At 65.2% G+C, this 25,258-nt stretch carries 20 protein-coding genes and 3 rRNA genes; 2 read left to right on the forward strand and 21 right to left on the reverse strand.

From position 1 onward, the window contains the following. Window positions 1-82 precede the first annotated feature (82 nt). The 13 genes from xerD to tyrS all read right to left on the reverse strand — a co-directional run bounded on the left by xerD (window position 83) and on the right by tyrS (window position 16,354). Complete coding sequence (gene xerD / locus ACLHIH_RS05825) at window positions 83-1,015, reverse strand: site-specific tyrosine recombinase XerD (RefSeq protein WP_411315752.1); 933 nt, start codon at window positions 1,013-1,015, stop codon at window positions 83-85. Continuing rightward, complete coding sequence (locus tag ACLHIH_RS05830) at window positions 1,012-1,701, reverse strand: NUDIX domain-containing protein (RefSeq protein WP_411315753.1); 690 nt, start codon at window positions 1,699-1,701, stop codon at window positions 1,012-1,014. Before ACLHIH_RS05830 ends, xerD begins: the two co-directional genes overlap by 4 nt. Next, the gene (locus tag ACLHIH_RS05835; RefSeq protein WP_411315754.1) at window positions 1,694-3,391 is read right to left on the reverse strand and encodes a CTP synthase; all 1,698 of its coding nucleotides are present in this window, start codon (window positions 3,389-3,391) and stop codon (window positions 1,694-1,696) included. Before ACLHIH_RS05835 ends, ACLHIH_RS05830 begins: the two co-directional genes overlap by 8 nt. A gap of 59 nt (window positions 3,392-3,450) precedes the next feature. Next, on the reverse strand, window positions 3,451-5,148 hold the full coding sequence (gene recN, locus ACLHIH_RS05840) for a DNA repair protein RecN (RefSeq protein WP_411316327.1): 1,698 nt from the start codon (window positions 5,146-5,148) through the stop codon (window positions 3,451-3,453). Further along, complete coding sequence (locus tag ACLHIH_RS05845; protein ID WP_411315755.1) at window positions 5,145-6,068, reverse strand: NAD kinase; 924 nt, start codon at window positions 6,066-6,068, stop codon at window positions 5,145-5,147. Before ACLHIH_RS05845 ends, recN begins: the two co-directional genes overlap by 4 nt. 17 nt (window positions 6,069-6,085) lie before the next feature. Further along, window positions 6,086-6,928 (reverse strand): TlyA family RNA methyltransferase, encoded by an 843-nt coding sequence (locus ACLHIH_RS05850; protein WP_411315756.1) that lies wholly within the window; start codon window positions 6,926-6,928, stop codon window positions 6,086-6,088. Then, the gene (locus tag ACLHIH_RS05855) at window positions 6,925-7,068 is read right to left on the reverse strand and encodes a hypothetical protein (RefSeq protein WP_411315757.1); all 144 of its coding nucleotides are present in this window, start codon (window positions 7,066-7,068) and stop codon (window positions 6,925-6,927) included. Before ACLHIH_RS05855 ends, ACLHIH_RS05850 begins: the two co-directional genes overlap by 4 nt. Window positions 7,069-7,103: 35 nt before the next feature. Further along, a complete protein-coding gene (locus ACLHIH_RS05860) occupies window positions 7,104-8,102 on the reverse strand; it encodes an HAD-IIA family hydrolase (RefSeq protein WP_411316328.1) in 999 nt (332 codons plus the stop codon). Further along, the gene (locus ACLHIH_RS05865; RefSeq protein ID WP_411315759.1) at window positions 8,102-9,052 is read right to left on the reverse strand and encodes a hypothetical protein; all 951 of its coding nucleotides are present in this window, start codon (window positions 9,050-9,052) and stop codon (window positions 8,102-8,104) included. The genes ACLHIH_RS05860 and ACLHIH_RS05865 overlap by 1 nt, the downstream gene beginning before the upstream one ends. Before the next feature lie 64 nt (window positions 9,053-9,116). Then, window positions 9,117-9,233, reverse strand: a 5S ribosomal RNA gene (gene rrf, locus ACLHIH_RS05870). Between the two features lie 106 nt (window positions 9,234-9,339). Next, a 23S ribosomal RNA gene (locus ACLHIH_RS05875) occupies window positions 9,340-12,461 on the reverse strand. Between the two features lie 446 nt (window positions 12,462-12,907). Next, window positions 12,908-14,428 (reverse strand): 16S ribosomal RNA (locus ACLHIH_RS05880). Together the 16S, 23S and 5S rRNA genes form the textbook arrangement of a ribosomal RNA operon. 609 nt (window positions 14,429-15,037) lie before the next feature. Next, entirely contained in the window at window positions 15,038-16,354 is a 1,317-nt protein-coding gene (gene tyrS, locus ACLHIH_RS05885; protein ID WP_411315760.1) for a tyrosine--tRNA ligase, read from the reverse strand. 113 nt (window positions 16,355-16,467) lie between these two features. Here tyrS and ACLHIH_RS05890 point away from each other — a divergent pair, with 113 nt between their 5' ends. Together ACLHIH_RS05890 and ACLHIH_RS05895 are read left to right on the forward strand one after the other, a co-directional pair. Then, entirely contained in the window at window positions 16,468-17,088 is a 621-nt protein-coding gene (locus ACLHIH_RS05890; RefSeq protein WP_411315761.1) for a DNA-binding protein, read from the forward strand. Beyond that, window positions 17,085-17,657 carry a hypothetical protein gene (locus ACLHIH_RS05895; protein WP_411315762.1) on the forward strand — a complete coding sequence of 191 codons (573 nt, stop codon included), beginning with the start codon at window positions 17,085-17,087 and terminating at the stop codon, window positions 17,655-17,657. The genes ACLHIH_RS05890 and ACLHIH_RS05895 overlap by 4 nt, the downstream gene beginning before the upstream one ends. Here the strand turns inward: ACLHIH_RS05895 and ACLHIH_RS05900 are convergent. Genes ACLHIH_RS05900 through argC form a run of 8 tightly spaced genes read right to left on the reverse strand, consistent with a single transcriptional unit; the run spans window position 17,644 to window position 25,199 of the window. After that, complete coding sequence (locus ACLHIH_RS05900; RefSeq protein ID WP_411316329.1) at window positions 17,644-18,267, reverse strand: DNA-3-methyladenine glycosylase; 624 nt, start codon at window positions 18,265-18,267, stop codon at window positions 17,644-17,646. The two genes, ACLHIH_RS05895 and ACLHIH_RS05900, sit on opposite strands and share 14 nt — an antisense overlap. Window positions 18,268-18,282: 15 nt before the next feature. Continuing rightward, window positions 18,283-18,426: a hypothetical protein gene (locus ACLHIH_RS05905; RefSeq protein ID WP_411315763.1), complete on the reverse strand. Its 144-nt coding sequence runs from the start codon at window positions 18,424-18,426 to the stop codon at window positions 18,283-18,285. After that, complete coding sequence (gene argH / locus ACLHIH_RS05910) at window positions 18,423-19,907, reverse strand: argininosuccinate lyase (protein WP_411315764.1); 1,485 nt, start codon at window positions 19,905-19,907, stop codon at window positions 18,423-18,425. Before argH ends, ACLHIH_RS05905 begins: the two co-directional genes overlap by 4 nt. Next, window positions 19,897-20,847 carry an ornithine carbamoyltransferase gene (argF, locus tag ACLHIH_RS05915; RefSeq protein WP_411315765.1) on the reverse strand — a complete coding sequence of 317 codons (951 nt, stop codon included), beginning with the start codon at window positions 20,845-20,847 and terminating at the stop codon, window positions 19,897-19,899. Before argF ends, argH begins: the two co-directional genes overlap by 11 nt. After that, complete coding sequence (locus ACLHIH_RS05920; protein WP_411315766.1) at window positions 20,844-22,085, reverse strand: acetylornithine transaminase; 1,242 nt, start codon at window positions 22,083-22,085, stop codon at window positions 20,844-20,846. The genes argF and ACLHIH_RS05920 overlap by 4 nt, the downstream gene beginning before the upstream one ends. Then, a complete protein-coding gene (argB, locus tag ACLHIH_RS05925) occupies window positions 22,082-23,011 on the reverse strand; it encodes an acetylglutamate kinase (protein WP_411315767.1) in 930 nt (309 codons plus the stop codon). The genes ACLHIH_RS05920 and argB overlap by 4 nt, the downstream gene beginning before the upstream one ends. Continuing rightward, window positions 23,011-24,156, reverse strand: coding sequence for a bifunctional glutamate N-acetyltransferase/amino-acid acetyltransferase ArgJ (argJ, locus tag ACLHIH_RS05930; protein ID WP_411315768.1), 1,146 nt, complete (start codon window positions 24,154-24,156; stop codon window positions 23,011-23,013). Before argJ ends, argB begins: the two co-directional genes overlap by 1 nt. Further along, the gene (gene argC, locus ACLHIH_RS05935; protein ID WP_411315769.1) at window positions 24,153-25,199 is read right to left on the reverse strand and encodes an N-acetyl-gamma-glutamyl-phosphate reductase; all 1,047 of its coding nucleotides are present in this window, start codon (window positions 25,197-25,199) and stop codon (window positions 24,153-24,155) included. Before argC ends, argJ begins: the two co-directional genes overlap by 4 nt. Window positions 25,200-25,258 lie beyond the last annotated feature (59 nt).

Raw genomic sequence — 25,258 nt, forward strand, 5'->3', positions numbered from 1 at the left:
CGGCGTCGGCCGGTGCATCGAGTCTACCGGCGAGGGCACCGCGGCCCGGTCAGACACACAGTGCGCGAGGCACCCGAACGCACTATCTGCTGCGGGGATGCGCCGTCGTGTACATGTCGCGCAGAGTGTCGGCGGTCACGTGGGTGTAGAGCTGGGTGGTCGCGACCGACGCGTGCCCGAGCAGCTCCTGCACCACGCGCACATCCGCGCCCCCGGCGAGCAGGTGCGTCGCGAAGGAGTGGCGCAGAGTGTGCGGCGAGATCGGCTCGGTGATGCCCGCCTTCTCGGCGCGTGAGCGGATGATGAGCCACGCGTTCTGTCGGGAGACCCGCGCGCCCCGTGCCCCGAGAAACAGCGCGGGGGTCGCGGTCCCTCGCACCGAGAACGCCGGGCGAACGCGAACGAGGTAGGTGTCGATGGCCGCGCGCGCGAAGCTCCCGACGGGCACGATGCGCTGCTTGTTGCCTTTGCCGAGCAAGCGCACGACGTCGCCCTCGATCACGTCGTCGACGTTGAGCCCCACAGCCTCCGAGATGCGCGCCCCCGTGGCGTAGAGCAGTTCGAGGAGGGCCCGGTCGCGGATCGATTGCGGGTCGTCCCCCGACGCCGCCTCCAGCAGCGCCTCCACTTGTTCGATGGTGAGGGTCTCGGGAAGCGTCGAAGCGAGCTTGGGCGGTGACTGGTCGGCCGCGACATCCTCGTCGACCGCTCCCTCGTCGAGCAGGAAACGGTGCAGGCTGCGCACCGACGAGAGCATGCGCGTGACCGAGCTCGCCGCGAGCGGTGTCTCGGCGCGGGAGCGCAGGGCGACCACGAAGTCGCTCACGTCGGCGGCCGTGACGGCGTCGGGAGAGCGGATGTCGCGGCCCTCGAGATACTCGCGATACCCCGCGAGATCACGGCGGTAGGCGGCGACGGTGTTGCGCGAGAGCCCTCGCTCGATTGCGACGTGCCTCAGGTACTGGTCGACGGCTCGGTCGAGCGCCGACGGGGTCGTCGGCGCCCGCTCGGTCATGACGGGTCGGGGTCGGCTGGTCCCTGCGCCCGGCGGAGGAACGGCCACGGCGCGTCCGCATCGCCGAGAGTCGACCACGCGCGAGACCGTGACGATGCGGCGGCGAGGGCGGCGATCGAGAGGATGCTGTTGCTCACGGTGCGCGCGAGCACGGCGTCGACGACCTCGTCGAGGGCGACCCAGCGCGTCTCGATCTCGGCCTCCTCGTCGAACCGGTCGAACGGCGTGGCGGTGCTCGAGACGCCGCGAGCGAGAAAGACGCGCAGCGCCTCGTTGCTCCCACCGGGGGTCGTGAAGAAGTCGGTGAGCACGTGCCACGTGGTCGCTTCGAGGTCGACCTCCTCAGCGAGCTCGCGCTTCGCGGCGGCGAGGGGGCTCTCGTTGGCCTCGTCGAGCAGGCCGGCGGGGAGCTCCCAGTCGCGGCGCGAGATGGGGTGCCGGTATTGCTTGATGAGCATCACGCGATCGTCGTCGTCGAGCGCGAGCACCGCCACGGCTCCCGTGTGCTCGACGTACTCCCGCGTGATCGAGCTGTCTCCGAATTCGACGACGTCGCGGCGGATGTTCCAGACGGCACCGTCGAACTCGACGGTGCTCCGCGTCACCGCGTGCTCGACGATGTCGTCGGCGAGCACCGCGGATGCCTCATCCCGAGCGGACGTCGCCGGCGAGGGGGTCTCAGACATCCGCCGGCTCCGCGACCTCGAAGAGGCGGCTCGACTGCTGGCGTTCGAGCGCGGCCTTGACGAGCCCGGAGAAGAGCGGGTGCGCACGGTTGGGGCGCGAGCGGAGCTCGGGGTGCGCTTGCGTGCCGATGTAGAACGGGTGCACGTCGCGCGGCAGCTCGACGAACTCCACGAGGTGACCGTCGGGCGAAAGGCCCGAGAACTGCAGTCCCGCGTCGGCGATCTGCTGGCGGTAAGTGTTGTTGACCTCGTAGCGGTGACGGTGACGCTCCGAGATCTCGGGTGCCCCGTAGAGTTCGCGCGCAAGCGACCCCTCGGCGAGGTCCGCGGGGTAGAGACCGAGGCGCATCGTTCCGCCGAGGTCTCCCCCGGCGATGATGTCCACTTGCTCGGCCATCGTCGCGACGACGGGAAACTCTGTCTCGGGGTCGAACTCCGACGACGAGGCCCCGGAAAGTCCGGCCTCGTTGCGGGCGTACTCGATGACCATGCACTGGAGGCCGAGGCACAGTCCGAGCACGGGCAGACCGTTCTCGCGAGCGAAGTGCAGCGCCGAGAGCTTGCCCTCGATGCCGCGGATGCCGAAGCCCCCGGGCACGCAGATGCCGTCGAGGTCGCCGAGCTCGCGGAGCGCACCCTCGGGTGTCTCGCACTCGTCGGAGGCGACCCACTTGAGCGTCACCTTGGCGCTGTTGTCGAAACCGCCGGCGCGAAGCGCTTCCGTCACCGAGAGGTAGGCGTCCGGGAGGTCGATGTACTTGCCGACGAGGCCGATCGTGACCTCGTGCTTGGGGTTGTGCACGGCGTCGAGGAGGTCGCTCCAGCCCGACCAGTCCACGTCGCCGGTCTGCAGACCGAAGTGGTCGATGATGTAGGCGTCGAGCCCCTGGTCATGGAGCATCGTCGGGATCTCGTAGATGCTCGAGACGTCGACGGCATTCACGACGGCGGCTTCGTCGACGTCGCACATGAGCGCGATCTTGCGCTTGTTCGACTCCGACACCGGGCGATCGGAACGCAACACGAGAGCGTCGGGCTGGATGCCGATGGAGCGGAGCGCGGCGACGGAGTGCTGCGTCGGCTTGGTCTTCTGCTCGCCCGACGCGCCGAGGTAGGGCAACAGCGACACGTGCACGAAGAACACGTTGTTGCGGCCGAGCTCGTGGCGCACCTGCCGAGCCGACTCGATGAACGGCTGCGACTCGATGTCGCCGACCGTGCCCCCGATCTCGGTGATGATGACGTCGGGCCGAGGGTTGTCGTCCGTGAACGGACCGGATGCCTGCAACCGCATCCGCCTCTTGATCTCGTCGGTGATGTGCGGAATCACCTGCACGGTGTCGCCGAGGTATTCCCCGCGACGCTCGCGCGCGATGACGCTCGAGTAGATCTGCCCCGTCGTCACGTTGGCGGCCTGGTCGAGGTTGATGTCGAGAAAGCGCTCGTAGTGCCCGATGTCGAGGTCGGTCTCGGCACCGTCGTCGGTGACGAAGACCTCCCCGTGCTGGAACGGGTTCATCGTCCCGGGGTCGACGTTGAGGTAGGGGTCGAGCTTCTGCATCACGACGCGCACTCCCCGCGCCGAGAGGAGGTTGCCGAGACTGGCCGCCGTGAGGCCTTTACCGAGAGACGAGACGACACCGCCCGTCACGAAGATGTGCTTGGTCGTGTCCGCGTCTTGTTTATCCACCACGGGGTTCTAGCCTATCAGCGCCGCAGCGACATTCGAGGGTCGGAATCGCCGCACGATCACGTCGTGAGCGAACGGGCGGTGTCGATGAGCTCCCGAGCGTGGGCGAGAGCACTGCCGCTCGCGTCGAGCCCGGAGAGCAAGCGTGCCATCTCGGCGATGCGGTCCTCGCCGTCGAGCCTCTCGACGTTCGAGGTCGTGACCGAGCCCTCGTCGTCTTTCACGACGCGCAGGTGGTTGGTCGCGAATGCCGCGACCTGAGCGAGGTGCGTCACGACGATCACTTGCGACGTCGCGGCGAGCGCTGCGAGGCGCCTGCCGACCTCGATGGCCGCCGCACCTCCGACTCCCGCATCGACCTCGTCGAAGATGAAGGTCGGCACCGGATCGGTGGCCGCGATCACGACCTCGATCGCGAGCATCACGCGAGACAGCTCGCCCCCCGACGCGCCTTTCGAGATCGGCCGAGGCTCGGCCCCCGAGTGCGGTCGGAGGAGGAAGGCGACCGCGTCGCGACCGGTCGGCGTGAGTTCGCCGCGATCGGTCACGTCGATCGTGAGAACCGCATTCGCCATCGCGAGAGCGGTGAGCTCGTCGGTCACGCGCGCGGCGAGATTCTCGGCGTGCGCGACGCGGATGCCCGTGACCCGATCGGCGAGCGATTCGACGGCGGCGCGGGCGGCCTCCACCTCGAGGGTCAGTTCGTCGATGCGGTCGGTGTCACTGTCGAGCTCGAGAAGTCGAGCGCTGCCCGTCTCGAGATACTCGAGAGCGTCGTCGATCGTCGGACCGTATTTGCGGGTGAGGGTCGTGAGGGCCGCGCGGCGCTCGTTCACGACCTCGAGCTCTCGCGAGGAGTCGTCGTCGAGGGCGCCGAGGTAGGCCGCGAGTCTCCCGGAGACATCGAGCGCGAGGATGTTGGCCTCGTGGAGCGCCTCGATGATGCCGTCGAGCGCGGGGTCGTGGCTCGAGACGCGCTCGAGGTTCTTGCGCGCCGCGTCGAGTAGTCCGATGACGTCGTCGGGGCCCCCGATGTCGGGTGACGAGATGCTGTCGTGCGCCGCGGTCGCGGCGGCGCGGAGGTCTTCGGCGTTCGCGAGACGCTCGGCTCGCTCGGCGAGCTCGACATCCTCTCCCGCGACGGGCGCGACGTCGTCGATCTCGGTCATCGCGATGCGCAGCCCGTCGGCTTCGCGCGCCCGCCTGTCGCGGTCGGTCACGAGGGAGTCGAGCTCGAGCCGCACGGTGTTCCAGTGCTCGAACGCGGCGACGTAGTCGTCGAGCGCGCCCCGCAGCTCGGTGCCGGCGAAACGGTCGAGAGCTCGGCGCTGCTCGGTCGACGATCGCAACCGGGACTGCTCCGATTGGCCGTGCACGACGACGAGCTGGTGTCCGAGCTCCACGAGAACCCCGACGGGCGCCGTGCGACCGCCGACGATCGCGCGCCCCCGGCCCTCATTGGAGACCGAGCGCGCGAGGATGAGCTCACCGTCGTCGACTTCGCCCCCCGCGTCGCGCACGCGTTCGGCGACCTGACCGCCGTCTGCCACGTTCCACCGCCCCTCGACGACCGCGCGATCCGAGCCCGCGCGGATCGCGTGGGCGTCGGCGCGATCGCCGAGCAGGAGGCCGAGGGCCGTGACGACCATCGTCTTCCCCGCACCGGTCTCCCCCGTGAGAACGGTGAAGCCGGGGCCGAGCGGAAGCCGCGCCTCTCCGATCACTCCGAGGTCGCGGATGGAGATCTCTTCGATCACGAGGCGGAACGCCCGTGCTCGTGCGGTCCGCGCCACCCGTTGGTGGGTAGTCGGAACTTGTTGACGAGGCGATCGGTGAAGGGCCCCTGGTGGAGTCGAGCGAGGCGCACGGGGATGGGTGAGCGCCTGACGATCACTCGGGCGCCTCCCGGGAGATCGCGAGTGCGCCGGCCGTCGCACCAGAGCACCCCCGAGCCCTGGGTGCGGTCGAGCACCTCTACCGCGAAGACCGATTCCGGGCCGACGACGAGAGGGCGAGCGAAGAGCGCGTGCGGACTCAGGGGAACCAGGAGCATGGCGTCGAGGCTCGGCCAGACGATGGGCCCGCCGGCGGAGAAGGCATACGCGGTCGACCCCGTCGGGGTCGACATGACGACGCCGTCGCTTCCGAACGACGAGAGCGGCCGCCCGTCGACCTCGATGACGACCTCGAGCATCCGCTCGCGGCTCGCCTTCTCGACGGTCGCCTCGTTGAGGGCCCAGGTCTCGTAGACGACTTCGGCGCCGACCTCGACGCGCACCGAGAGGGTCATGCGCTCTTCGACGAGGTAGTCACGAGCGAGAGCCCGCTGCACGGTCGCCGTGAGGTCGTCGGCTTCGGACTCGGCGAGAAAGCCCACGTGTCCGAGGTTGACTCCGAGCAGCGCGACCGAAGACCCGCGCACGAGTTCGGCGGCGCGGAGGATCGTGCCGTCGCCCCCGAGCACGATGACGAGTTCGAGGTCTCCGAGCGCCACTTCGTCTCCGAGGGTCTCGATCGCTCCGAGTTCGGGTGCGGCGGCGAGGATGTCGTCGTGCTCCTCGGTGCTCGTGACGGGCACGACCCCCGCGTCGAGCAACTGGCGGCACACATCGACGGCCGCCGACAGCGACGTCGGCCGGCCCGTGTGGGCGACGACCAACATGTGGCGGTGTGTCATCGATCGTTCCTCACCGGTCAGGTGGCTTCCGTCATGGCGGCAACCTCGTCTATCCATTCTGTCGGACTCGAGCCGCGTGTTTGACTCAACCTGACCAGATACTCGTGGTTCCCCGCTGTTCCGACGATCGGGGAGGGTAGAGCGCCCGCCGTGCGCAAGCCGAGGTCCCACCCAGCCCACAGAACGGCGTTGACGGCGTCGGCGCGCAAGTGCGCTTGCCTCACGATCCCCTCGCGGATGCCCCCGCGACCGACCTCGAACTGCGGCTTCACGAGGAGGACGAAATCGGCGTCGTCCCGAACGGATGCCCTGACCGCGGCGAGGATCGTCGTGATCGAGATGAACGACACGTCGCACACGACGAGATCGACAGGAGCGATCGCGTCGCGGCTCGGCGGCGCGGCGGCGCGCGAAGTGCTCGCGGCGACCGCTTCGGCGAGCGACGCCGCGGTCATGAACCGGGCGTTGAACCCCTCGACGACGCTCACGCGCGCGTCGGAGGCGATCGACTCGTCGAGCTGACCGTGGCCGACGTCGAGGGCGATGACGCTCGCCGCTCCGCGCTCGAGAAGCACTTGCGTGAATCCCCCTGTCGACGCCCCGACGTCGAGCGCCGAACGACCCGACACCGCGAGACCGAATGCGTCGAGAGCCGCGACGATCTTGTGAGCCGATCTGCTCACGTAGTGGTCCGTCGAGGCGACCGTGATGGTCTGAGCCTCACCGACGCGCGTCGACACCTTGACCGTCTCGATCCCGTCGACGGCAACGAGTCCCGCCGCGACGAGGCGCGCGGCGTGCGTGCGCGACCGCGCCAGCCCCCGACTCGCGAGAGCCTGATCGAGTCGCTCTCCGGTCATTGCTCGGAATCGAGCGCGGCCTGGAGGTCGTCGTGGATGCGAGCGAAGGCGGCCGCTCGCGAGTCGAGCGGTTGATCTTCGATGAGGCGCACTCGCGAGACGAGGGCGTCGGTCTCACTGTCGTTCGCGGAGTCGGTCATCCGCTCAGCCTACGGTTCCCACCGGGCGGCACCCGTCAGACATAGAGCGCTTCGGGAACGTCGAGACCGTAGATCGCGAGACCGGATCCCCAGATCGCCGTAGCTCCGGCACGCAAGAGATCGATGGGTTTGCGCCCGTAGGCGTCGATGCGAACGGTCGACCCGACCATGCTCACGACGGCATCACCCACGTGCACGCGACGGTGCCCCGTGCTGTCCGTCTCGTCGCGAGCGACGGGGTACGGCTCGTGCAATTGCCTCAGGTCGTCGAGCAGATAGGTGGGCCTGCTCTTCGCATCAGCGGCGAGCACTTGCTTCGCGCGGTCGATGCCGGTGAGCACGAGAGCCGAGGTCAGGCCCGCGCGATTGGCCCCCAGGATGTCGGTGTCGAGTCTGTCGCCGAGGAAGAGCGCCGTGCTCACCGCGAACCGGCGCATTGCCTCCGTGAAGATCGGCACCTCGGGCTTGCCCGCGACGACGGGCAAGCGACCGACGGCGGAGTGCACCGCCGACACGAGGGTTCCGTTGCCCGGAGCGATCCCCCGGGCGACCGGGATGGTCCAATCGGTGTTCGTCGCGATCCACGGGATTCCAGCGTGGAGCGCGAACGACGCCTCCGCGAGTTCCGGCCAACCGACGGTCGGGTGGAACCCCTGGATGACCGCGGCCGGACTGTCGTTCGCGCTGCGGGTCACGACGAACCCGGCACGCTCGACCTCGACGACGAGTCCCTCTCCCCCGACGACGAGAACCGTCGACCCCGCGCCGATCGTGTCCGCGAGCAGGCGCACCGCCGCTTGAGGTGAGGTCACGACGTCGGTCTCACCGACGCTGAGCCCCAGCCTCGACAAGTGCTCGGCGACAGACGCCGCGGTGCGCGACGCGTTGTTCGTGATGTACCCGATGGGTAGGTCGGAGGCCGCAGCGTTCATGCTCTCGACCGCATGATCGATGGCGTTGTCACCCTCGTAGATGACACCGTCGAGGTCGGCGAGCACGATATCGACCCCGGCGAGGGGCGAGCCCGGGACGATCACCGTGTCGCCTCGTCATCCGACGCGGTCGTCTCGGAGACCTCGGAGAGAGGCACGTCTTCCTCGACGATCTCGATAGTCTCGTCCTCGTCCAAGCCGGCGCCGCCCTCGAGGGCATCCGCGGCGCGGTCGGCGCTCGCCCACCACGAGTCGGCTTCGTCCTGTCGTCCCAGGTCTTCGAGCACCGTGGCATAGGCCGCGAAGAGCGCGGGACTCCAGCTGAAGGCGCGGTTGGCGTCGAGCTGCGGGATCTCGAGTTCGATGAGGGCGAGATCGGGTTTGCTCTGGTCGAGACGAGCGCCCGACATCGCGATCGAGAGCTCGACCTGCACCTCCACCGGGAGGCTCGCGCGATCGACCGAGCGCCCGAGCTCGAGCGCCTTGTCCGGACGCTCGAGGCCACGCTCACTGTCGACCATGAGAGGCAACTGGTCGTTGCGGCCCGAGATGCGGCGATACGTCCGCAATTCCCGGAGCGCGAGCGCGAAGTCCCCGGTCGCGTAGGCGGTGATCGCGAGGGTCTCCCGCACGACGGCGATACGACCGGCTCGGCGAGCAGCGGATGTCGCGTGCTGGTGGGCGAGCTCGGGATCATCGGCGATCAACCGTGCCGCCATGGCGAGATGTCTCGCGACTTCCTCGGCATTCTCCTTGCTCAGCGTCTTGAGCTGCGCGCGGGCCACCCGGTCGAGATCGCCGGCTTTGACGTCATCCGGTATGACGGGGTCGTCGTGGCGCCCCCGCACCGACTTGATGCCGTAGGGATCGCGGTCCTCGAGTTCGCGTTCACGCCCGCCCCGCTCCGTTGCGGCCCCTCGCGTGAAGGGGTTTCCCTTGGCGCGATCGACGCGTCCTCGATCCGACCCACCGTTGGCGGGTCGGCCGCGCGACGGCCGCCCACCGGTGGGGCGCTCACTCGAACGTCGCGGGCGATCTGACGAGTCGCTCATGGTTCTCCTACATCGTCTGTTAACGCAAAATGGCCACCCCGAAGGGTGGCCATTTCACAAAGAAGTCCGGCGGTGTCCTACTCTCCCACAAGGTCCCCCTTGCAGTACCATCGGCGCAGAGAGTCTTAGCTTCCGGGTTCGGAATGTGACCGGGCGTTTCCCTCTCGCTATGGCCGCCGAAACACTATTGATTTACAAAAGTGAATAGACAAACAATTGCTGTTTGTGCTGATTCCCGACCGTAGATCAGGAACCACATAGTGGACGCAAGCACCAGAATTTTTGGTGTTATCAAGTTATCGGCTTATTAGTACGGGTCAGCTCCACGAGTCTTTAGTCCTCGCTTCCACATCCCGCCTATCAACCCAGTAGTCTAGCTGGGAGCCTCTCGACCGAAGTCATGGAAATCTCATCTTGAAGCTGGCTTCCCGCTTAGATGCTTTCAGCGGTTATCCATTCCGAACGTAGCTAATCAGCGGTGCTCCTGGCGGAACAACTGACACACCAGAGGTTCGTCCATCCCGGTCCTCTCGTACTAGGGATAGATCTTCTCAAATTTCCTGCGCGCGCAGAGGATAGGGACCGAACTGTCTCACGACGTTCTAAACCCAGCTCGCGTACCGCTTTAATGGGCGAACAGCCCAACCCTTGGGACCTACTCCAGCCCCAGGATGCGACGAGCCGACATCGAGGTGCCAAACCATGCCGTCGATATGGACTCTTGGGCAAGATCAGCCTGTTATCCCCGAGGTACCTTTTATCCGTTGAGCGACAGCGCTTCCACAAGCCACTGCCGGATCACTAGTCCCGACTTTCGTCCCTGCTTGAGTTGTCACTCTCACAGTCAAGCTCCCTTGTGCACTTACACTCGACATCTGATTACCAACCAGATTGAGGGAACCTTTGGGCGCCTCCGTTACTTTTTGGGAGGCAACCGCCCCAGTTAAACTACCCACCAGGCACTGTCCCAGAACCGGATTACGGTTCGTAGTTAGATATCCAAAGTGACCAGAGTGGTATTTCAACGATGACTCCACCAGCACTAGCGTGCCAGCTTCAAAGTCTCCCACCTATCCTACACAAGCCACTCCGAACACCAATACCAAGCTGTAGTAAAGGTCACGGGGTCTTTCCGTCCTTCTGCGCGTAACGAGCATCTTTACTCGTAGTGCAATTTCGCCGAGTTCGCGGTTGAGACAGCTGGGAAGTCGTTACGCCATTCGTGCAGGTCGGAACTTACCCGACAAGGAATTTCGCTACCTTAGGATGGTTATAGTTACCACCGCCGTTTACTGGGGCTTAAATTCTCAGCTTCGCCTTGCGGCTAACCGTTCCTCTTAACCTTCCAGCACCGGGCAGGCGTCAGTCCGTATACATCGTCTTGCGACTTGGCACGGACCTGTGTTTTTAGTAAACAGTCGCTTCCCACTGGTCTCTGCGGCCATACAGCGCTTCAGGAGTAAATCCCTACACGCCTCCGGCCCCCCTTCTCCCGAAGTTACGGGGGCATTTTGCCGAGTTCCTTAACCACGATTCTCTCGATCTCCTTGGTATTCTCTACCTGAACACCTGAGTCGGTTTGGGGTACGGGTGACTTGAACCTCGCGTCGATGCTTTTCTTGGCAGCATAGGATCACTGATTTCGTCCGTGAGGACTACCCATCGGGTCTCAGGCTATGTGAACGACGGATTTGCCTATCGTTCGCCCTACATCCTTAGACCGGGACAACCATCGCCCGGCTCAGCTACCTTCCTGCGTCACACCTGTTAATACGCTAACCGCACCAGCGTAGGGTCGTGTGCTAGGCCCAACGCTTCACCCCGAAGGGATCCGTCAATGGGATTCAGACACTTAGCATTACTGGATTAGCTTGGGCGGTTCTTCGTCAGTACGGGAATATCGACCCGTTGTCCATCGACTACGCCTGTCGGCCTCGCCTTAGGTCCCGACTTACCCAGGGCGGATTAACCTGGCCCTGGAACCCTTGTTCTTTCGGAGGACGGGTTTCTCACCCGTCATTCGCTACTCATGCCTGCATTCTCACTCGTGTGGCGTCCACGGCTGGTTTACACCGCCGCTTCGCTCGCCACACGACGCTCTCCTACCACTCCGTGCGCCTGGACATGCAGAGGATGCCTAGCTAATACACGAAATCTACAACTTCGGTGGTGTGCTTGAGCCCCGTTACATTGTCGGCGCGGAATCACTTGACCAGTGAGCTATTACGCACTCTTTCAAGGGTGGCTGCTTCTAAGCCAACCTCCTGGTTGTCTCTGCAACTCCACATCCTTTCCCACTTAGCACACGCTTGGGGACCTTAGTTGGTAGTCTGGGTTGTTTCCCTCTCGACGATGAAGCTTATCCCCCACCGTCTCACTGCTGCGCTCTCACTTACCGGCATTCGGAGTTTGGCTAACGTCAGTAACCTTTTGGGGCCCATCAGCTATCCAGTAGCTCTACCTCCGGTAAGAAACACGCAACGCTGCACCTAAATGCATTTCGGAGAGAACCAGCTATCACGAAGTTTGATTGGCCTTTCACCCCTATCCACAGCTCATCCCCTCCATTTTCAACTGAAGTGGGTTCGGTCCTCCACGACGTCTTACCGTCGCTTCAACCTGGCCATGGATAGATCACTTCGCTTCGGGTCTAGGACATGCGACTGAATCGCCCTATTCAGACTCGCTTTCGCTACGGCTACCCCACACGGGTTAACCTCGCCACATATCACTAACTCGCAGGCTCATTCTTCAAAAGGCACGCTGTCACCCCTACTAAGGAGGCTCCAACGGTTTGTATGCAAACGGTTTCAGGTACTATTTCACTCCCCTCCCGGGGTACTTTTCACCTTTCCCTCACGGTACTTGTCCGCTATCGGTCATCTGGGAGTATTTAGGCTTATCAGGTGGTCCTGACAGATTCACACGGGATTTCTCGGGCCCCGTGATACTTGGGATACTTCTTCAGCCATTACGACATTTCGACTACGGGATTGGCACCCTCTGTGATTGGACTTTCAAGACCATTCGTCTATATCGCGCTGTAACTGTTGCAGTACGGCAGTAACTGCTAAAAAGTCCCGCAACCCCGACCATGCAACGCCTGCCGGCTATCACACATGATCGGTTTGGCCTCTTCCGGTTTCGCTCGCCACTACTTACGGAATCGCTTTTGCTTTCTCTTCCTGTGGGTACTGAGATGTTTCACTTCCCCACGTTCCCTCTACCCGCCCTATATATTCAGGCGGGAGTCACTAGGTCACATTGCTGCGCCCAGCGGGGTTTCCCCATTCGGAAATCCTCGGATCGAGGCTCTATTATCAGCTCCCCGAGGCTTATCGCAGATTTATACGTCCTTCTTCGGCTCCAGATGCCAAGGCATCCACCGTTTGCACTTAGAAACTTGATGACAAAATTACACAAAGATCAGCGCTGAGTTGCCTAAGCAACTCTTTGCTAGATCTATATGAAGAGATCAACTCGAAACCGTCTCCAGGCAAGCCTGGTTTCGATGCCGAGCAGTCTCTAAGATGCTCGCGTCCACTGTGTAGTTCTCAAAATACGGGCGGTATCCTCCGTGACTGACTGAGTCAGCCACAACAGGATCCAGAGGTTCGTTTCCCGCCGGCTCCGAAGAGCAGACGAGGCCCGGTCCCTCAGGACCCAACAGCGTGCAGAAGACCAGACGCAGTGCTTGATTCCGTTCCATTCCCGAAGGAAGTACTGAGAGGCAAGCTCCTTGCCTGGTCACAATGTCAATGTTCCACCCATGAGCGCCACCGGAGAACATGTGTCTCCGAAATGGCTACGAAGTATCTAGCCCTGTAGACAGAGGCATCTTCGAGTGCTCCTTAGAAAGGAGGTGATCCAGCCGCACCTTCCGGTACGGCTACCTTGTTACGACTTAGTCCTAATTACCGATCCCACCTTCGACGGCTCCCTCCAAAAGGTTGGGCCACCGGCTTCGGGTGTTACCGACTTTCATGACTTGACGGGCGGTGTGTACAAGGCCCGGGAACGTATTCACCGCAGCGTTGCTGATCTGCGATTACTAGCGACTCCGACTTCATGAGGTCGAGTTGCAGACCTCAATCCGAACTGAGACCGGCTTTTTGGGATTCGCTCCACCTTGCGGTATTGCAGCCCTTTGTACCGGCCATTGTAGCATGCGTGAAGCCCAAGACATAAGGGGCATGATGATTTGACGTCATCCCCACCTTCCTCCGAGTTGACCCCGGCAGTCTCCTATGAGTTCCCACCATTACGTGCTGGCAACATAGAACGAGGGTTGCGCTCGTTGCGGGACTTAACCCAACATCTCACGACACGAGCTGACGACAACCATGCACCACCTGTATACCGACCTTGCGGGGCCTACATTTCTGCAGGTTTCCGGTATATGTCAAGCCTTGGTAAGGTTCTTCGCGTTGCATCGAATTAATCCGCATGCTCCGCCGCTTGTGCGGGCCCCCGTCAATTCCTTTGAGTTTTAGCCTTGCGGCCGTACTCCCCAGGCGGGGAACTTAATGCGTTAGCTGCGGCACAGAATCCGTGGAATGGACCCTACGCCTAGTTCCCAACGTTTACGGCATGGACTACCAGGGTATCTAATCCTGTTCGCTCCCCATGCTTTCGCTCCTCAGCGTCAGTTACGGCCCAGAGATCTGCCTTCGCCATTGGTGTTCCTCCTGATATCTGCGCATTCCACCGCTACACCAGGAATTCCAATCTCCCCTACCGCACTCTAGTCTGCCCGTACCCACTGCAGGCCGGAGGTTGAGCCTCCGGATTTCACAGCAGACGCGACAAACCGCCTACGAGCTCTTTACGCCCAATAATTCCGGACAACGCTTGCACCCTACGTATTACCGCGGCTGCTGGCACGTAGTTAGCCGGTGCTTTTTCTGCAGGTACCGTCACTTTCGCTTCTTCCCTACTAAAAGAGGTTTACAACCCGAAGGCCGTCGTCCCTCACGCGGCGTTGCTGCATCAGGCTTTCGCCCATTGTGCAATATTCCCCACTGCTGCCTCCCGTAGGAGTCTGGGCCGTGTCTCAGTCCCAGTGTGGCCGGTCACCCTCTCAGGCCGGCTACCCGTCGTCGGCTTGGTGAGCCGTTACCTCACCAACTACCTGATAGGCCGCGAGTCCATCCTTGACCAAAATTCTTTCCAGCTCCTAGCCATGCGACTGAAGCTCGTATCCGGTATTAGACGTCGTTTCCAACGCTTATCCCAGAGTCAAGGGCAGGTTACTCACGTGTTACTCACCCGTTCGCCACTAATCCACCAGAGCAAGCTCCGGCTTCATCGTTCGACTTGCATGTGTTAAGCACGCCGCCAGCGTTCGTCCTGAGCCAGGATCAAACTCTCCGTAAATGTTTGATTGCACATCGACCGGAGTCGACGGCACATCTAGTGCACCTCGCCACCGGAATAGGCGGACGAGATGCAAGTTTGAAACTGACAGAACAAATCATTACTGACTTGCTTTGTTGTTTAAATGTTTTCCAAAGGAATCTCTTGCGCGGTGCCTACTAGATGTAGGTCCTACGCCCGAGGTTTTTGGCATTTGACATTGTGCACGCTGTTGAGTTCTCAAGGATCGGACGCTCCAGTGCTTGGCCGCTAGGCCTTGCTGCTGGGCAACTTCTCTAACTTACCATCTCGCGGCAGCTTGTCAAATCGGCTGGTTTCTCGCTATTGCGCCAGAAACCGTTCCATTTGAACTACCTGGAGACGGGGCTTACATCCTAATCTCGTACCGGCGTTCCTACAAGAGGAGCTTCGACGAGGTGACACTAGTCAATGACAGTGTGTCTGTTGGATTTGGTCCCTCTTGAGGCCGAGAAGCTCTTCCGCTTCCCGCACCTTTGGGGCGACAAGAGAAGACATTACGGGGCTATCTGAGGCGCGGCAAATCCTGATTGCATCCCGGGCGTGTCGCCCGTGTTTCCGGGGTTTTCAGCTCGAGAGACCTCGACGGGCTCACGAACCGGCGCCCGAATCGAAGCGCACTCCCGCGAGAGTCTTCTTGCCTCGCCGCAGAACGGCGGGCCTCCCTCCGTCGACGAGGTCCGCGAAACGAGCGCCGGCATCGGCGACGGCGACGTTATCGACGTACACCCCGCCCTGCGCGACAGCTCGGCGCGCTTCGCCGAGACTCGAGACGAGACCGGTCGCGACGAGCGCGTCGATCACCGATGTCGTCGAGTCGGCCGACACCGACGGCAGCTCCGCTATCGCGGCGTCGAGATCCGATCCGGCTATCGCGGAAAGGTCGCCACCCCCGAACAGTGCACTCGATGCGGCAATCGCCGCGTCTGCCGCGTTATCCCCGTGCACGAGATCGGTCACACTTCGAGCGAGTACCCGCTGCGCTTCTCTCCGGAACGGCTCGGTCTCGACCGCGAGCTCGAGGCGCTCGATCTCCGCGCGACCCAAGAACGTGAAGACCTTCAATCGGGGGATGACATCCGCGTCATCCGTGTTGAGCCAGAACTGGTAGAACGCGTAGGCACTCGTCATCGCGGGGTCGAGCCACACCGCGTTCCCCTCCGACTTGCCGAACTTGGTGCCGTCGGAGTTCGTGATGAGCGGCGTTCCGAACGCGTGCACTCTCGCCCCCTCGGCCTTGTGGACGAGGTCGGTTCCGCCGGTGAGATTGCCCCACTGATCCGAGCCACCCGTCTGGAGCACGCATCCGTAATCGCGGTACAGCTGCAAGAAGTCCATGCCCTGCAGCACCTGGTAGCTGAACTCGGTGTAGCTGATGCCCTCGGCGGAGTTCAACCGAGCGCTCACGGCGTCTTTCTTGATCATCGTGCCGACCCTGAAGTGCTTGCCGACCTCGCGCAGGAAGTCGATGGCACTCAGCCCGCCCGTCCAGTCGAGGTTGTTCACGAGGTGGACGGCGTTGGCGCCCTCGGCACTCAGGAACCGCGACACCTGCGCGCGCAGCCTCTCGACCCACTCCCCCACGGTGTCTCGAGTGTTGAGCGTGCGTTCCGCGGTCGGTCGAGGGTCTCCGATGAGGCCGGTCGACCCACCCACGAGCCCGAGAGGTCGGTGCCCGGCGAGTTGGAGTCGACGCATCGTGAGGAGTTGCACGAGATTTCCGAGATGAAGGCTCGGCGCGGTCGGGTCGAATCCGCAGTAGTAGGTGATCGGCGGCCCGGCGAGGACGGTCCGGAGCGCGACAGCATCGGTCGACACCTGGACGAGTCCGCGCCAGACGAGTTCGTCCCACACGGAATCGAAGCTCGGATCGTTGGATTGGGACTCGAGAAACCGCTTTTCTGACACCGACTCAGGCTACCAGCGACCCGCACTCATGCCCTCAGACCTGATCGGGGCTGATCAGGCTTTGAGCATTGATTGTCGCCAATCAGGCCTGTAGCATTGATTGTGGAGGCACCATGATCGTCATCACTGCAGACCAACGCGACAGTCGCTCATCGTCCGACGCTGTGCCCGCCGCACTCGAGATCATCGAGCGCGTGGGCGGGACCGCCATCGAGCTGACTCCCGAACGAACGGCGGGCGACGAGATCCAGACGGTCGTCGCGGACGGCTCCGCCGCTCTCGCGATCGCACTCGAACTCGTGCGCACGGGCAGGTGGAGCGTCGGACTCGGGCTCGGCGACATCCGCTCCCCCGTTCCGCCGAGTGTGCGTGAAGCCACCGGGGCCGCGTTCATCGCCGCGCGCGATGCCGTCGACCGGTCCAAACGGAGTCCGACCCACTGCGCCGTGGCGAGCGATCCCCCGCACGAGGTGGCCGAGCGCATCGAGGCACTCCTCGACATGCTCCTCATCCTCCGCCACCGCCGATCCGCCGCGGGCTGGGAGGTCGCCGACCTCGTGCGAAACGGGGTGAGCCAGACCGACGTGGCCGTGATACTCGGCATCAGTCCGCAATCCGTGAGTCAGCGTGCCCGAGCAGCCAATGTGAAGGCGGACGCCGCAGCGACGGTGGCCATTGCTAGCCTCCTCGACGAGGCAGTCGAACGCCTCGCGCAGAAGGGGAGTGAGGCGTGACCACGATCGAGATCACGGTGTGGATCGTCGCTATCGCCCTGACCTTCGCCTCGGTCGCGGCGGCTATCGTCGCCGGACGTCCCGACCGCCGCCGACTCGTCGCCGCGAGCGCGATCCCGATCATCGGTGTGCTCATCGCCTCGGCCGTCGGCGTCACGCCCGTCGTCGAACCCACGATCGCGATTCTCATGGCCACGGCGCTCACCGGGATCGGCGTCATCGGGGGAGCTCCCGCCGTGACCCTCCTGCTCGCGACGGCGACGAAAGGGGCGGTGCGGCCGGGGGCGCACGGAGGGATCCTCGTTCGCGACGCCTCCGCTCCGCTGCCCGAACGGGAGATCCTTCGAGGCGGCATCACGATCGGCTATCTCGAACGCTTCGCGCTCATCGGAGCCGTTCTCGTGGGTCAGCCCGCCGCGATCGCGATCATCGTCGCGGTCAAGGGCCTCGGCCGATTCTCCGAGCTCGACAACGAGCACGCCCGAGAGCGTTTCATCATCGGCACTCTCGCGAGCCTCACCTGGGCGTCGGTGTGCGCCGTCGCGGTCTCGCTCGTCACCGGGGTGTGACCGGGGCGCGCTCGCGCCGCCGGGGAACGTGGCGCCGATACGGCGACACGGTCGGATCCCCGTCGAACCAGAACCGCCAGGGGTAGACGTCGGAGCCGCCGGGCATCGCCACGCCCGTTCGCGGGCCCGATCGGATGTCGGTGCCTGCCGCCGGGCGCGATGCGAAGTCGAGGGTGACCGGACCCGTCTCGAGATCCGCTCCCCCGTGCTCGAGAGTGATTCCGAGCGCCGCGGCCAAGCGGGCCGGTCCCCGCGCGAGATCGTCGTCGCCCTTCGATGTCGCGCGGCGAGACCGAGCGACATCGATGCCGTCGACGACTTCGCCAGCACGAATGAGCACCGCCGACGCGATCCCGACGGGTGAGCACACGATGTTCGCGCACGTGTGCATCCCGTAGCTGAAATACGTGTAGAGGCGACCTGGGCGGTCGAACATGACCGCGGTTCGTGGAGTTCTCCCCCGGAACGCGTGGGATCCGGGGTCGCCCTCTCCGAGGTACGCCTCGACCTCGGTGAGCCGGACAGCGACATCGCCGTGGCGGATGGTGACCCCGAGGAGAGCCGGCGCGGCGGCGAGAGCTCCCTGTTCGAGGAGAGAGTGATCGAACACGCTCACGTCACCGGCTCAGAAAAGCGATTGCCCGGATTGCCACAGCACGACCCCGACGAACACGAGCACCACGACGGCCGATCCGACGATCACGGGCATGACCCACTTCGATTTGGGCGGTTGCCTGCGCGGCCTCTCGCTGTCTTTGCGCAGAGTCACGAGACCGGCCTCACCGTCTCGGGCGAGAGCTCGCTCGAGAGGGCCCGCACGCGCGTCGTCAACGAGGCGAGCTGCTCTTCGACCCGGACCCGAGCCGTTCCACCGACACCCGATCGACTCTCGATAGACCCCGATACCGAGAGCACGTCGCGCACACCGGGTTCGAGGGTCGGCGAGATCGCCACGAGCTCGGCATCCGTCGGCTCGTGCAGGTCGATGCCGCGGGACTCGCAGAACGCGACAAGGGCCCCGCTCGTTTCGTGCGCGTCGCGGAAGGGAACGCCGCGGCGCACGAGCCAATCGGCCACGTCGGTCGCGAGGCTGAACCCCTCGGGGGCGAGCTGGGCCATCCGCTCCGTGTCGAATCGCACGGTCGCGATCATCCCCGTGAACGCCGGCAGCACGGTCTCGAGGGTCACGACCGAGTCGAAGACCGGCTCTTTGTCCTCCTGCAGGTCGCGGTTGTATGCGAGAGGCAGCCCCTTGAGAGTCGCGAGGAGCCCCGCGAGGTTGCCGATGAGCCGGCCGGATTTGCCGCGGGCGAGCTCGGCGATGTCGGGGTTCTTCTTCTGCGGCATGATCGACGAACCCGTCGAGTAGCCGTCGTCGAGAGTCACGAACCCGAACTCGCGAGTGTTCCAGAGGATGATCTCCTCGGCGAGTCTCGAGAGGTTGATGCCCAGGAGCGAGGCGATGAACGCGAACTCGGCGACGACATCGCGACTCGCGGTCGCGTCGATCGAGTTCTCGGCGGGACCGGACAGTCCGAGGTCGCTCGCCACGAGGCCGGGGTCGAGACCGAGCGAGCTCCCGGCGAGAGCGCCGGCCCCGTATGGCGACACGGATGCGCGCACCCGCCAGTCTCGAAGTCGCTCGAGGTCGCGCACGAGAGGCCACGCGTGCGCGAGCAGATGGTGGGAAAGCAGCACGGGCTGGGCGTGCTGCAAGTGGGTGCGACCGGGCATCGGCGCACCGAGGTGACGCTCGGCTTGCGACGCGATCGCGTCGACGAGCTGGATGACGAGTCGGGCGATCGCGTGCGCGTGATCGAGGAGGTAGAGCCGCACGAGCGTCGCGACCTGATCGTTGCGGCTGCGCCCCGCTCGCAGTTTTCCGCCGAGCGCGGGGCCGGCGACCTCGATGAGGGCGCGTTCGAGGGCACCGTGCACGTCTTCATCGCTGTCCGCAGGCTGCAAGGATCCGTCGGCGACGCGGTGCGCGAGGGTCTCGAGCGCCGCCGTCATCGACGCGAGCTCGACCTCGGTGAGGTATCCGGCCGCGGCGAGTGCCCGTGCGTGCGCGCGCGACCCGGCGAGATCGTATGGCGCGAGCTGCCAGTCGAAGTGGGTGGACTTGCTGAGCGCTGCGAGCTCGGGCGACGGACCGCTCGCGAATCGAGCTCCCCACAGCGCGCCCTCGTTCGTTCCGGCGCTCGACGGCTCGGCCGCCGGCGCCTCCGACGACCCGTGGTCAGCCGACACGAGCGGCCCCCCGGGTGCCGGTGCGCTCGAGCAACCACACGAGCAGGGCTTTCTGCGCGTGCAGACGGTTCTCCGCCTCATCCCACACGACGCTCTGCGGTCCGTCGATGACGTCCGCGGTCACCTCGTAGCCGCGATCGGCGGGGAGGCAGTGCAAGAACAGCGCGTCACTCGCGGCTTTCGCCATGAGCTCGGCGTCGACCCGGTAGGCCCCGAGGCTCGTGAGCCTCTCGGTCTTCTCCTGTTCTTTGCCCATGGAGACCCAGGTGTCGGTCACGACGACATCCGCTCCCGCGACCGCGGCCTCGGGATCGGTGAACAGTTCGACCGAGCCCCCGGTCTTCGCTGCCGCGGCCTCGGCTGCCTCGACGACCGCGGGCGTAGGCGAGAACTCGGGCGGCGACGCGATGCGCACGTGCATTCCCGCGGTCGCTCCCGCGAGGAGGTACGACTGCGCCATGTTGCACGCCCCGTCTCCGAGAAAGGTCACCGTCGACCCGGCGAGGGCGCCCCGGTGTTCGCGGATGGTGAGCAGGTCGGCGAGCAACTGACACGGGTGGAAATCGTCGGAGAGCCCGTTGACCACGGGGACGGTCGTCGACTCGGCCATCTCCTCGAGCCCGGACTGCGCGAAGGTGCGCCACACGATCGCCGCGACCTGCCTCTCGAGCACGCGAGCGGTGTCCGTCGCGGTCTCTTTGCCACCGAGCTGGCTGTTGGCTGTGCTGATGATGAGCGGCACGCCGCCGAGATCCGCGATTCCGACGGCGAACGACACGCGAGTGCGGGTCGACGACTTGTCGAAGATCACCGCAACGGTCTGCGGCCCGGCGAGCGGTTTAACCGCGAAACGGTCCTTCTTGAGCTCGAGAGCGAGGTCGAGGATCTCGGTCTGCTCCGCCATCGTGAGGTCGTCGTCGCGAAGAAAGTGTCGGGTCATGAGACGGCCTCCAGAGCCGCGGCGAAGAGTTCGACGAACAGGTCGACCTCGGCGTCACCGATGATGAGCGGCGGCGCGAGACGGATGCTCGAGTCGTTGGGGGCGTTGATGATGAGTCCGCGATCCAGCGCCGCTGCGGACAGCGCGTTCGCGACGGGCTCTGCGAGACCGATGCCGAGGAGGAGTCCGCGCCCGCGAACCTCCGTGACGAGCGGCGACCCGAGCGCGAGGATCGCGGTGCGCAACTGCTCGCCGCGGCGCCGGGCGTTCTCGACCAGTCCCGCCCGCTCGATCTCACCGAGCACCGCGTTGCCCGCCGCGGTCGCGAGAGGGTTGCCTCCGAACGTGCTGCCGTGCTGTCCCTTCTGAAACAGCTCCGAAGCCCACCCGAACGTCACGAGCGCACCGATCGGCACGCCTCCCGCGATCCCCTTCGCGAGCGCGATCGCGTCGGGAACGACGCCGTCGTGCTGAAACGCGAACCACTCCCCCGTGCGGCCGACACCGGTCTGGATCTCGTCGAGGATGAGGAGCGCGCCGTGCTGTTCGGTCAACTCGCGAGCGCGCACGAGGTAGCCCTCGGGGAGGTCGATGACTCCCGCTTCGCCCTTGATCGGTTCGAGAACGAGAGCGGCCACCGTGTCGTCGATCGTCGCCTCGAGGGCCTCGATCGTCGTGTCGATGTGATCGACGTGCGGCAGCAGAGGTTCGAAGTCCTCACGGAGCGCGGGCTTGCCCGTGAGCGAGAGCGAGCCCATCGTGCGCCCGTGGAACGAGTTCTGGAGCGTGATGATGCGCCGACGCGAACCGTCACCCCGATTGAGCCGCGCGAGCTTGACCGCGGCCTCGATCGCCTCGGCACCCGAGTTGCCGAAGTACACCCGGCCGCGGTCTCCCGCACCGGTGAGGCGACGCAAGCGCTCGGCGAGGTCGAGCTGCGGTGGTGTCGCGAAGTAGTTCGACACGTGGGCGAGCGTCGCGATCTGTCGACTCACCGCCTCGACGAGCACGGGATGGGCGTGCCCGAGCGCGTTGACCGCGATACCGGCGAGGAAATCGAGGTACCTCGTGCCGTCGACATCCCAGACGTAACACCCCTCACCACGCTCGAGCATGATCGCGGGCGTCGAGAGCGACCCCATGAGGGCCGCGCCGAATCGGGGTCGCCACTGCTCGCCGTCGACCTCGGTGGCTGCCGGGGCAGCGCCGGAAACGATGGTTTCGGGTGTCGTAGTCACGACTGGAGCCTCCGTGCGTTGGGGATGACCTCGGTGCCGGCACCGCGATGGGTGAAGACCTCGAGGAGGATGGCGTGAGGGATGCGGCCGTCGATGATCGTCGCACCGCCGACCCCGCCCGTGACCGCGTCGAGACACGCCGTCATCTTGGGGATCATTCCCGACTCGAGGCTCGGGAGCAGGTCGGTGAGTTCATCGACGGTGATGAGGTCGACGAGAGACTCGCGGTCGGGCCAGTCGCGGTACAGACCCGCGACATCGGTGAGGACCACGAGCTTCGACGCGGCGAGAGCGATCGCGAGTGCCCCCGCGGCTGCATCGGCGTTGACGTTGAGCGCGGCGGTCGGATCGGCATCGTTCGAGGCGATCGACGAGACCACGGGGATGAGCCCCTGCTCGATGACGCGGAGCACACTCGAGGGGTCGACGCTCGTGATGTCACCGACGTGCCCGAGATCGAAGGTCTCGCCGTCGACGACGACACCCTTGCGCTGACCCGAGAAGAGCGAGAGGCCGTCACCGAAGACGCCGACACCGAGCGTGGGATGTCCGGCATCCGCGTGCTCGTTGATGAGATCGACGATCTCGCGGTTGACCTCCTCGGCGAGAACCTTGCGCACGACCGTGATCGCTTCGGTGCTCGTGACGCGATAGCCGCCCCGGAACTCGCTCTCGATGCCCTGAGCACTGAGCGCGGCCGAGATCTGCGGCCCGCCGCCGTGCACGACCACAGGGTGGAGGCCCGCGTAGCGCAAGAAGACCATGTCTTCGGCGAACGCTCGCTTGAGGTCGTCGTCGACCATCGCGTTTCCGCCGAACTTGACCACGACGACCTTGCCGGAATACCGCTTGAGCCACGGCAGCGACTCGATGAGCGTCGCCGCCTTGACGGCGGCGAGCTCTTGCTCCTCCATGTCGATAGCCATCAGCTCGAGTACGCGCTGTTCTCGTGGACGTAGTCGTGGGTCAGGTCGTTCGTCCACACGGTCGCGGTGTGCTCCCCCGACTTGAGGTCGACGAGCACGTGCACGGCGCGGGGCGCGAGGTCGACGAGGTCTCGCGACTCGCCGGGCTCGCCCGAGCGGCACACGAAGACCCCGTTGATCGCGACGTCGATCGCATAGGGATCGAACTCCGCGGCCGTCGTGCCCACGGCCGCGAGCACACGCCCCCAGTTGGGATCGTTGCCGAACACCGCCGCCTTGAAGAGGTTGTTGCGGGCGATCGACCGCCCGACCTCGACGGCGTCCTCGACGCTCGCGGCCCCGATCGTCTCGATCGTGATGTCGTGGCTCGACCCCTCGGCGTCACCCTGCAGCTGGAGAGCGAGGTCGAGACACAACTCGGTGACGGCGGCCGTGAACTCGTCGGCGGTCGGCGCGACACCGGACGCCCCACTCGCGAGGAGCGTTACCTGGTCGTTCGTCGACATGCAGCCGTCGGAGTCGAGGCGGTCGAACGTGACGCGCGTCGACGACCGCAGAGCCGAGTCGAGCGTGACCGAGTCGACGACGGCATCCGTCGTGAGCACGACGAGCATCGTCGCGAGGCCGGGCGCGAGCATCCCCGCACCCTTGGCCATTCCGCCGATCGACCAACCGTCGCGCTCGACGATCGCGGTCTTGGGTCTGCTGTCTGTCGTCATGATGGCGCGCGCGGCGTCGGCACCCGACTCGGCCGAGAGTTCGGCTCCGCGGATCGCGGCCACGATCGGCTCGAGAGGCAACTGCTGGCCGATGAGCCCCGTGGAGCACACGAGCACGTCGGTCGCCGACACCCCGAGCCGCTCGGCGACGGCTTCGGCCGTGGCGTGGGTCACCTGGAATCCCGCGGAGCCCGTGTAGCAATTGGCCCCTCCGGAGTTGAGCACGATCGCCGAGACGATGCCGTCGCTCACCGCTTGCTGCGACCAGATGATCGGATTGGCCTTCGCGCGGTTGCTCGTGAACACCGCCGCGGCGCTCTGATCCGGCCCCAGGTTGTGCACGATCGCGAGGTCGAGCCCGCCGCTCGACTTGAGACCGGCCGTGGTCGCGGCAGCCGTGAAACCGGCGGGATGGGTGACGCTCACGGGGCGACTCCGTCTGTCGGGAGGCCGAGCGTCTCGGGCAGACCGAGGGCGATGTTGGCCGATTGGATGGCGGCACCCGCGGTGCCCTTGACGAGGTTGTCGATCGCCGTGACGGTGACGACGCGGTGGGCGGCTTCATCGATCGCGAGCCCGATGAGCGCGGTGTTGGCTCCCGTCGTGTCGCCCGACCGAGGGAAGCGCCCGTCGGGGAGCACGTGCACGAACGGCTCGTTGGCGTAGGCGATCTCCCACGCCGAGCGCACATCCGACGCCGGGATCCCCGGCGCGAACTTGGCGGTGGATGTCGCGAGGATGCCCCGCGACATCGGAACGAGCATGGGCGTGAACGAGACGCTCACCGACTCGCCGCCCGCCGCGGTCAGGTTCTGGCGGATCTCGGGGTTGTGCCGGTGGGAGCCACCCACGGCGTACGCGCTCGCCGACCCGCTCTGCTCGCTGAACAAGAGGTCCTGCCGGAGGCTCTTGCCCGCACCCGACGTGCCGACCGCGAGAACCGCCACGATGTCGTCGGGCGCGATGACGCCCGCGCGGATGCCCGGAGCGAGACCGAGTGTGATGGCCGTGACGTTGCACCCCGGCACCGCGATGCGCCGGGCACCGACGAGCTTCTCCCGCTGCGAACCGCCGTGCTCGAGCACGAGTTCGGGTAGCCCGTATGCCCACGCGCCGAAGAACTCGCCGCCGTAGAACTGCGCCCAGTCGTCGGCATCCGTGAGCCGGTGATCGGCGCCGCAATCGATCACGAGGGTGTCGGGGTCGAGGTCGGCCGTGACCGCGCCCGACTTTCCGTGGGGAACGGCGACGAAGACGACGTCGTGCCCGCGCAGGGCCTCGGGCGTGGTTTCGACGAGTTCGAGGTGCGCGAGGGAGCGCACGTGAGGCTGCACCTCACCGAGTCGCTGGCCGGCACTCGAGTGGCCGGTGACGGTGCGGACTTCGAATTCGGGGTGCGCTGCGAGCAATCTCAGCAGCTCACCACCGGCGTAGCCGCTCGCTCCGGCGACCGCGACGACAAAGGACATAGCTCAACCTTAGGAGAGGAGGGACAAGGGACTGGTCCGGCGACACTCCACGGCGAGCG

This window comes from Marisediminicola sp. LYQ134 (assembly GCF_046599635.1).
Classification (GTDB): Bacteria; Actinomycetota; Actinomycetes; order Actinomycetales; family Microbacteriaceae; genus Marisediminicola.

Bases quoted from the DNA above. Each gene is read 5' to 3' on its own strand.
- ACLHIH_RS05850 (WP_411315756.1), bottom strand. From the start codon at position 6,928: ATGACCGGAGAGCGACTCGATCAGGCTCTCGCGAGTCGGGGGCTGGCG.
- ACLHIH_RS05855 (WP_411315757.1), bottom strand. From the start codon at position 7,068: ATGACCGACTCCGCGAACGACAGTGAGACCGACGCCCTCGTCTCGCGA.
- argB (WP_411315767.1), bottom strand. From the start codon at position 23,011: ATGGCTATCGACATGGAGGAGCAAGAGCTCGCCGCCGTCAAGGCGGCG.
- ACLHIH_RS05890 (WP_411315761.1), top strand. From the start codon at position 16,468: ATGATCGTCATCACTGCAGACCAACGCGACAGTCGCTCATCGTCCGAC.
- ACLHIH_RS05865 (WP_411315759.1), bottom strand. From the start codon at position 9,052: ATGAGCGACTCGTCAGATCGCCCGCGACGTTCGAGTGAGCGCCCCACC.
- argC (WP_411315769.1), bottom strand. From the start codon at position 25,199: ATGTCCTTTGTCGTCGCGGTCGCCGGAGCGAGCGGCTACGCCGGTGGT.
- ACLHIH_RS05830 (WP_411315753.1), bottom strand. From the start codon at position 1,701: ATGTCTGAGACCCCCTCGCCGGCGACGTCCGCTCGGGATGAGGCATCC.
- ACLHIH_RS05845 (WP_411315755.1), bottom strand. From the start codon at position 6,068: ATGACACACCGCCACATGTTGGTCGTCGCCCACACGGGCCGGCCGACG.
- argF (WP_411315765.1), bottom strand. From the start codon at position 20,847: ATGACCCGACACTTTCTTCGCGACGACGACCTCACGATGGCGGAGCAG.
- xerD (WP_411315752.1), bottom strand. From the start codon at position 1,015: ATGACCGAGCGGGCGCCGACGACCCCGTCGGCGCTCGACCGAGCCGTC.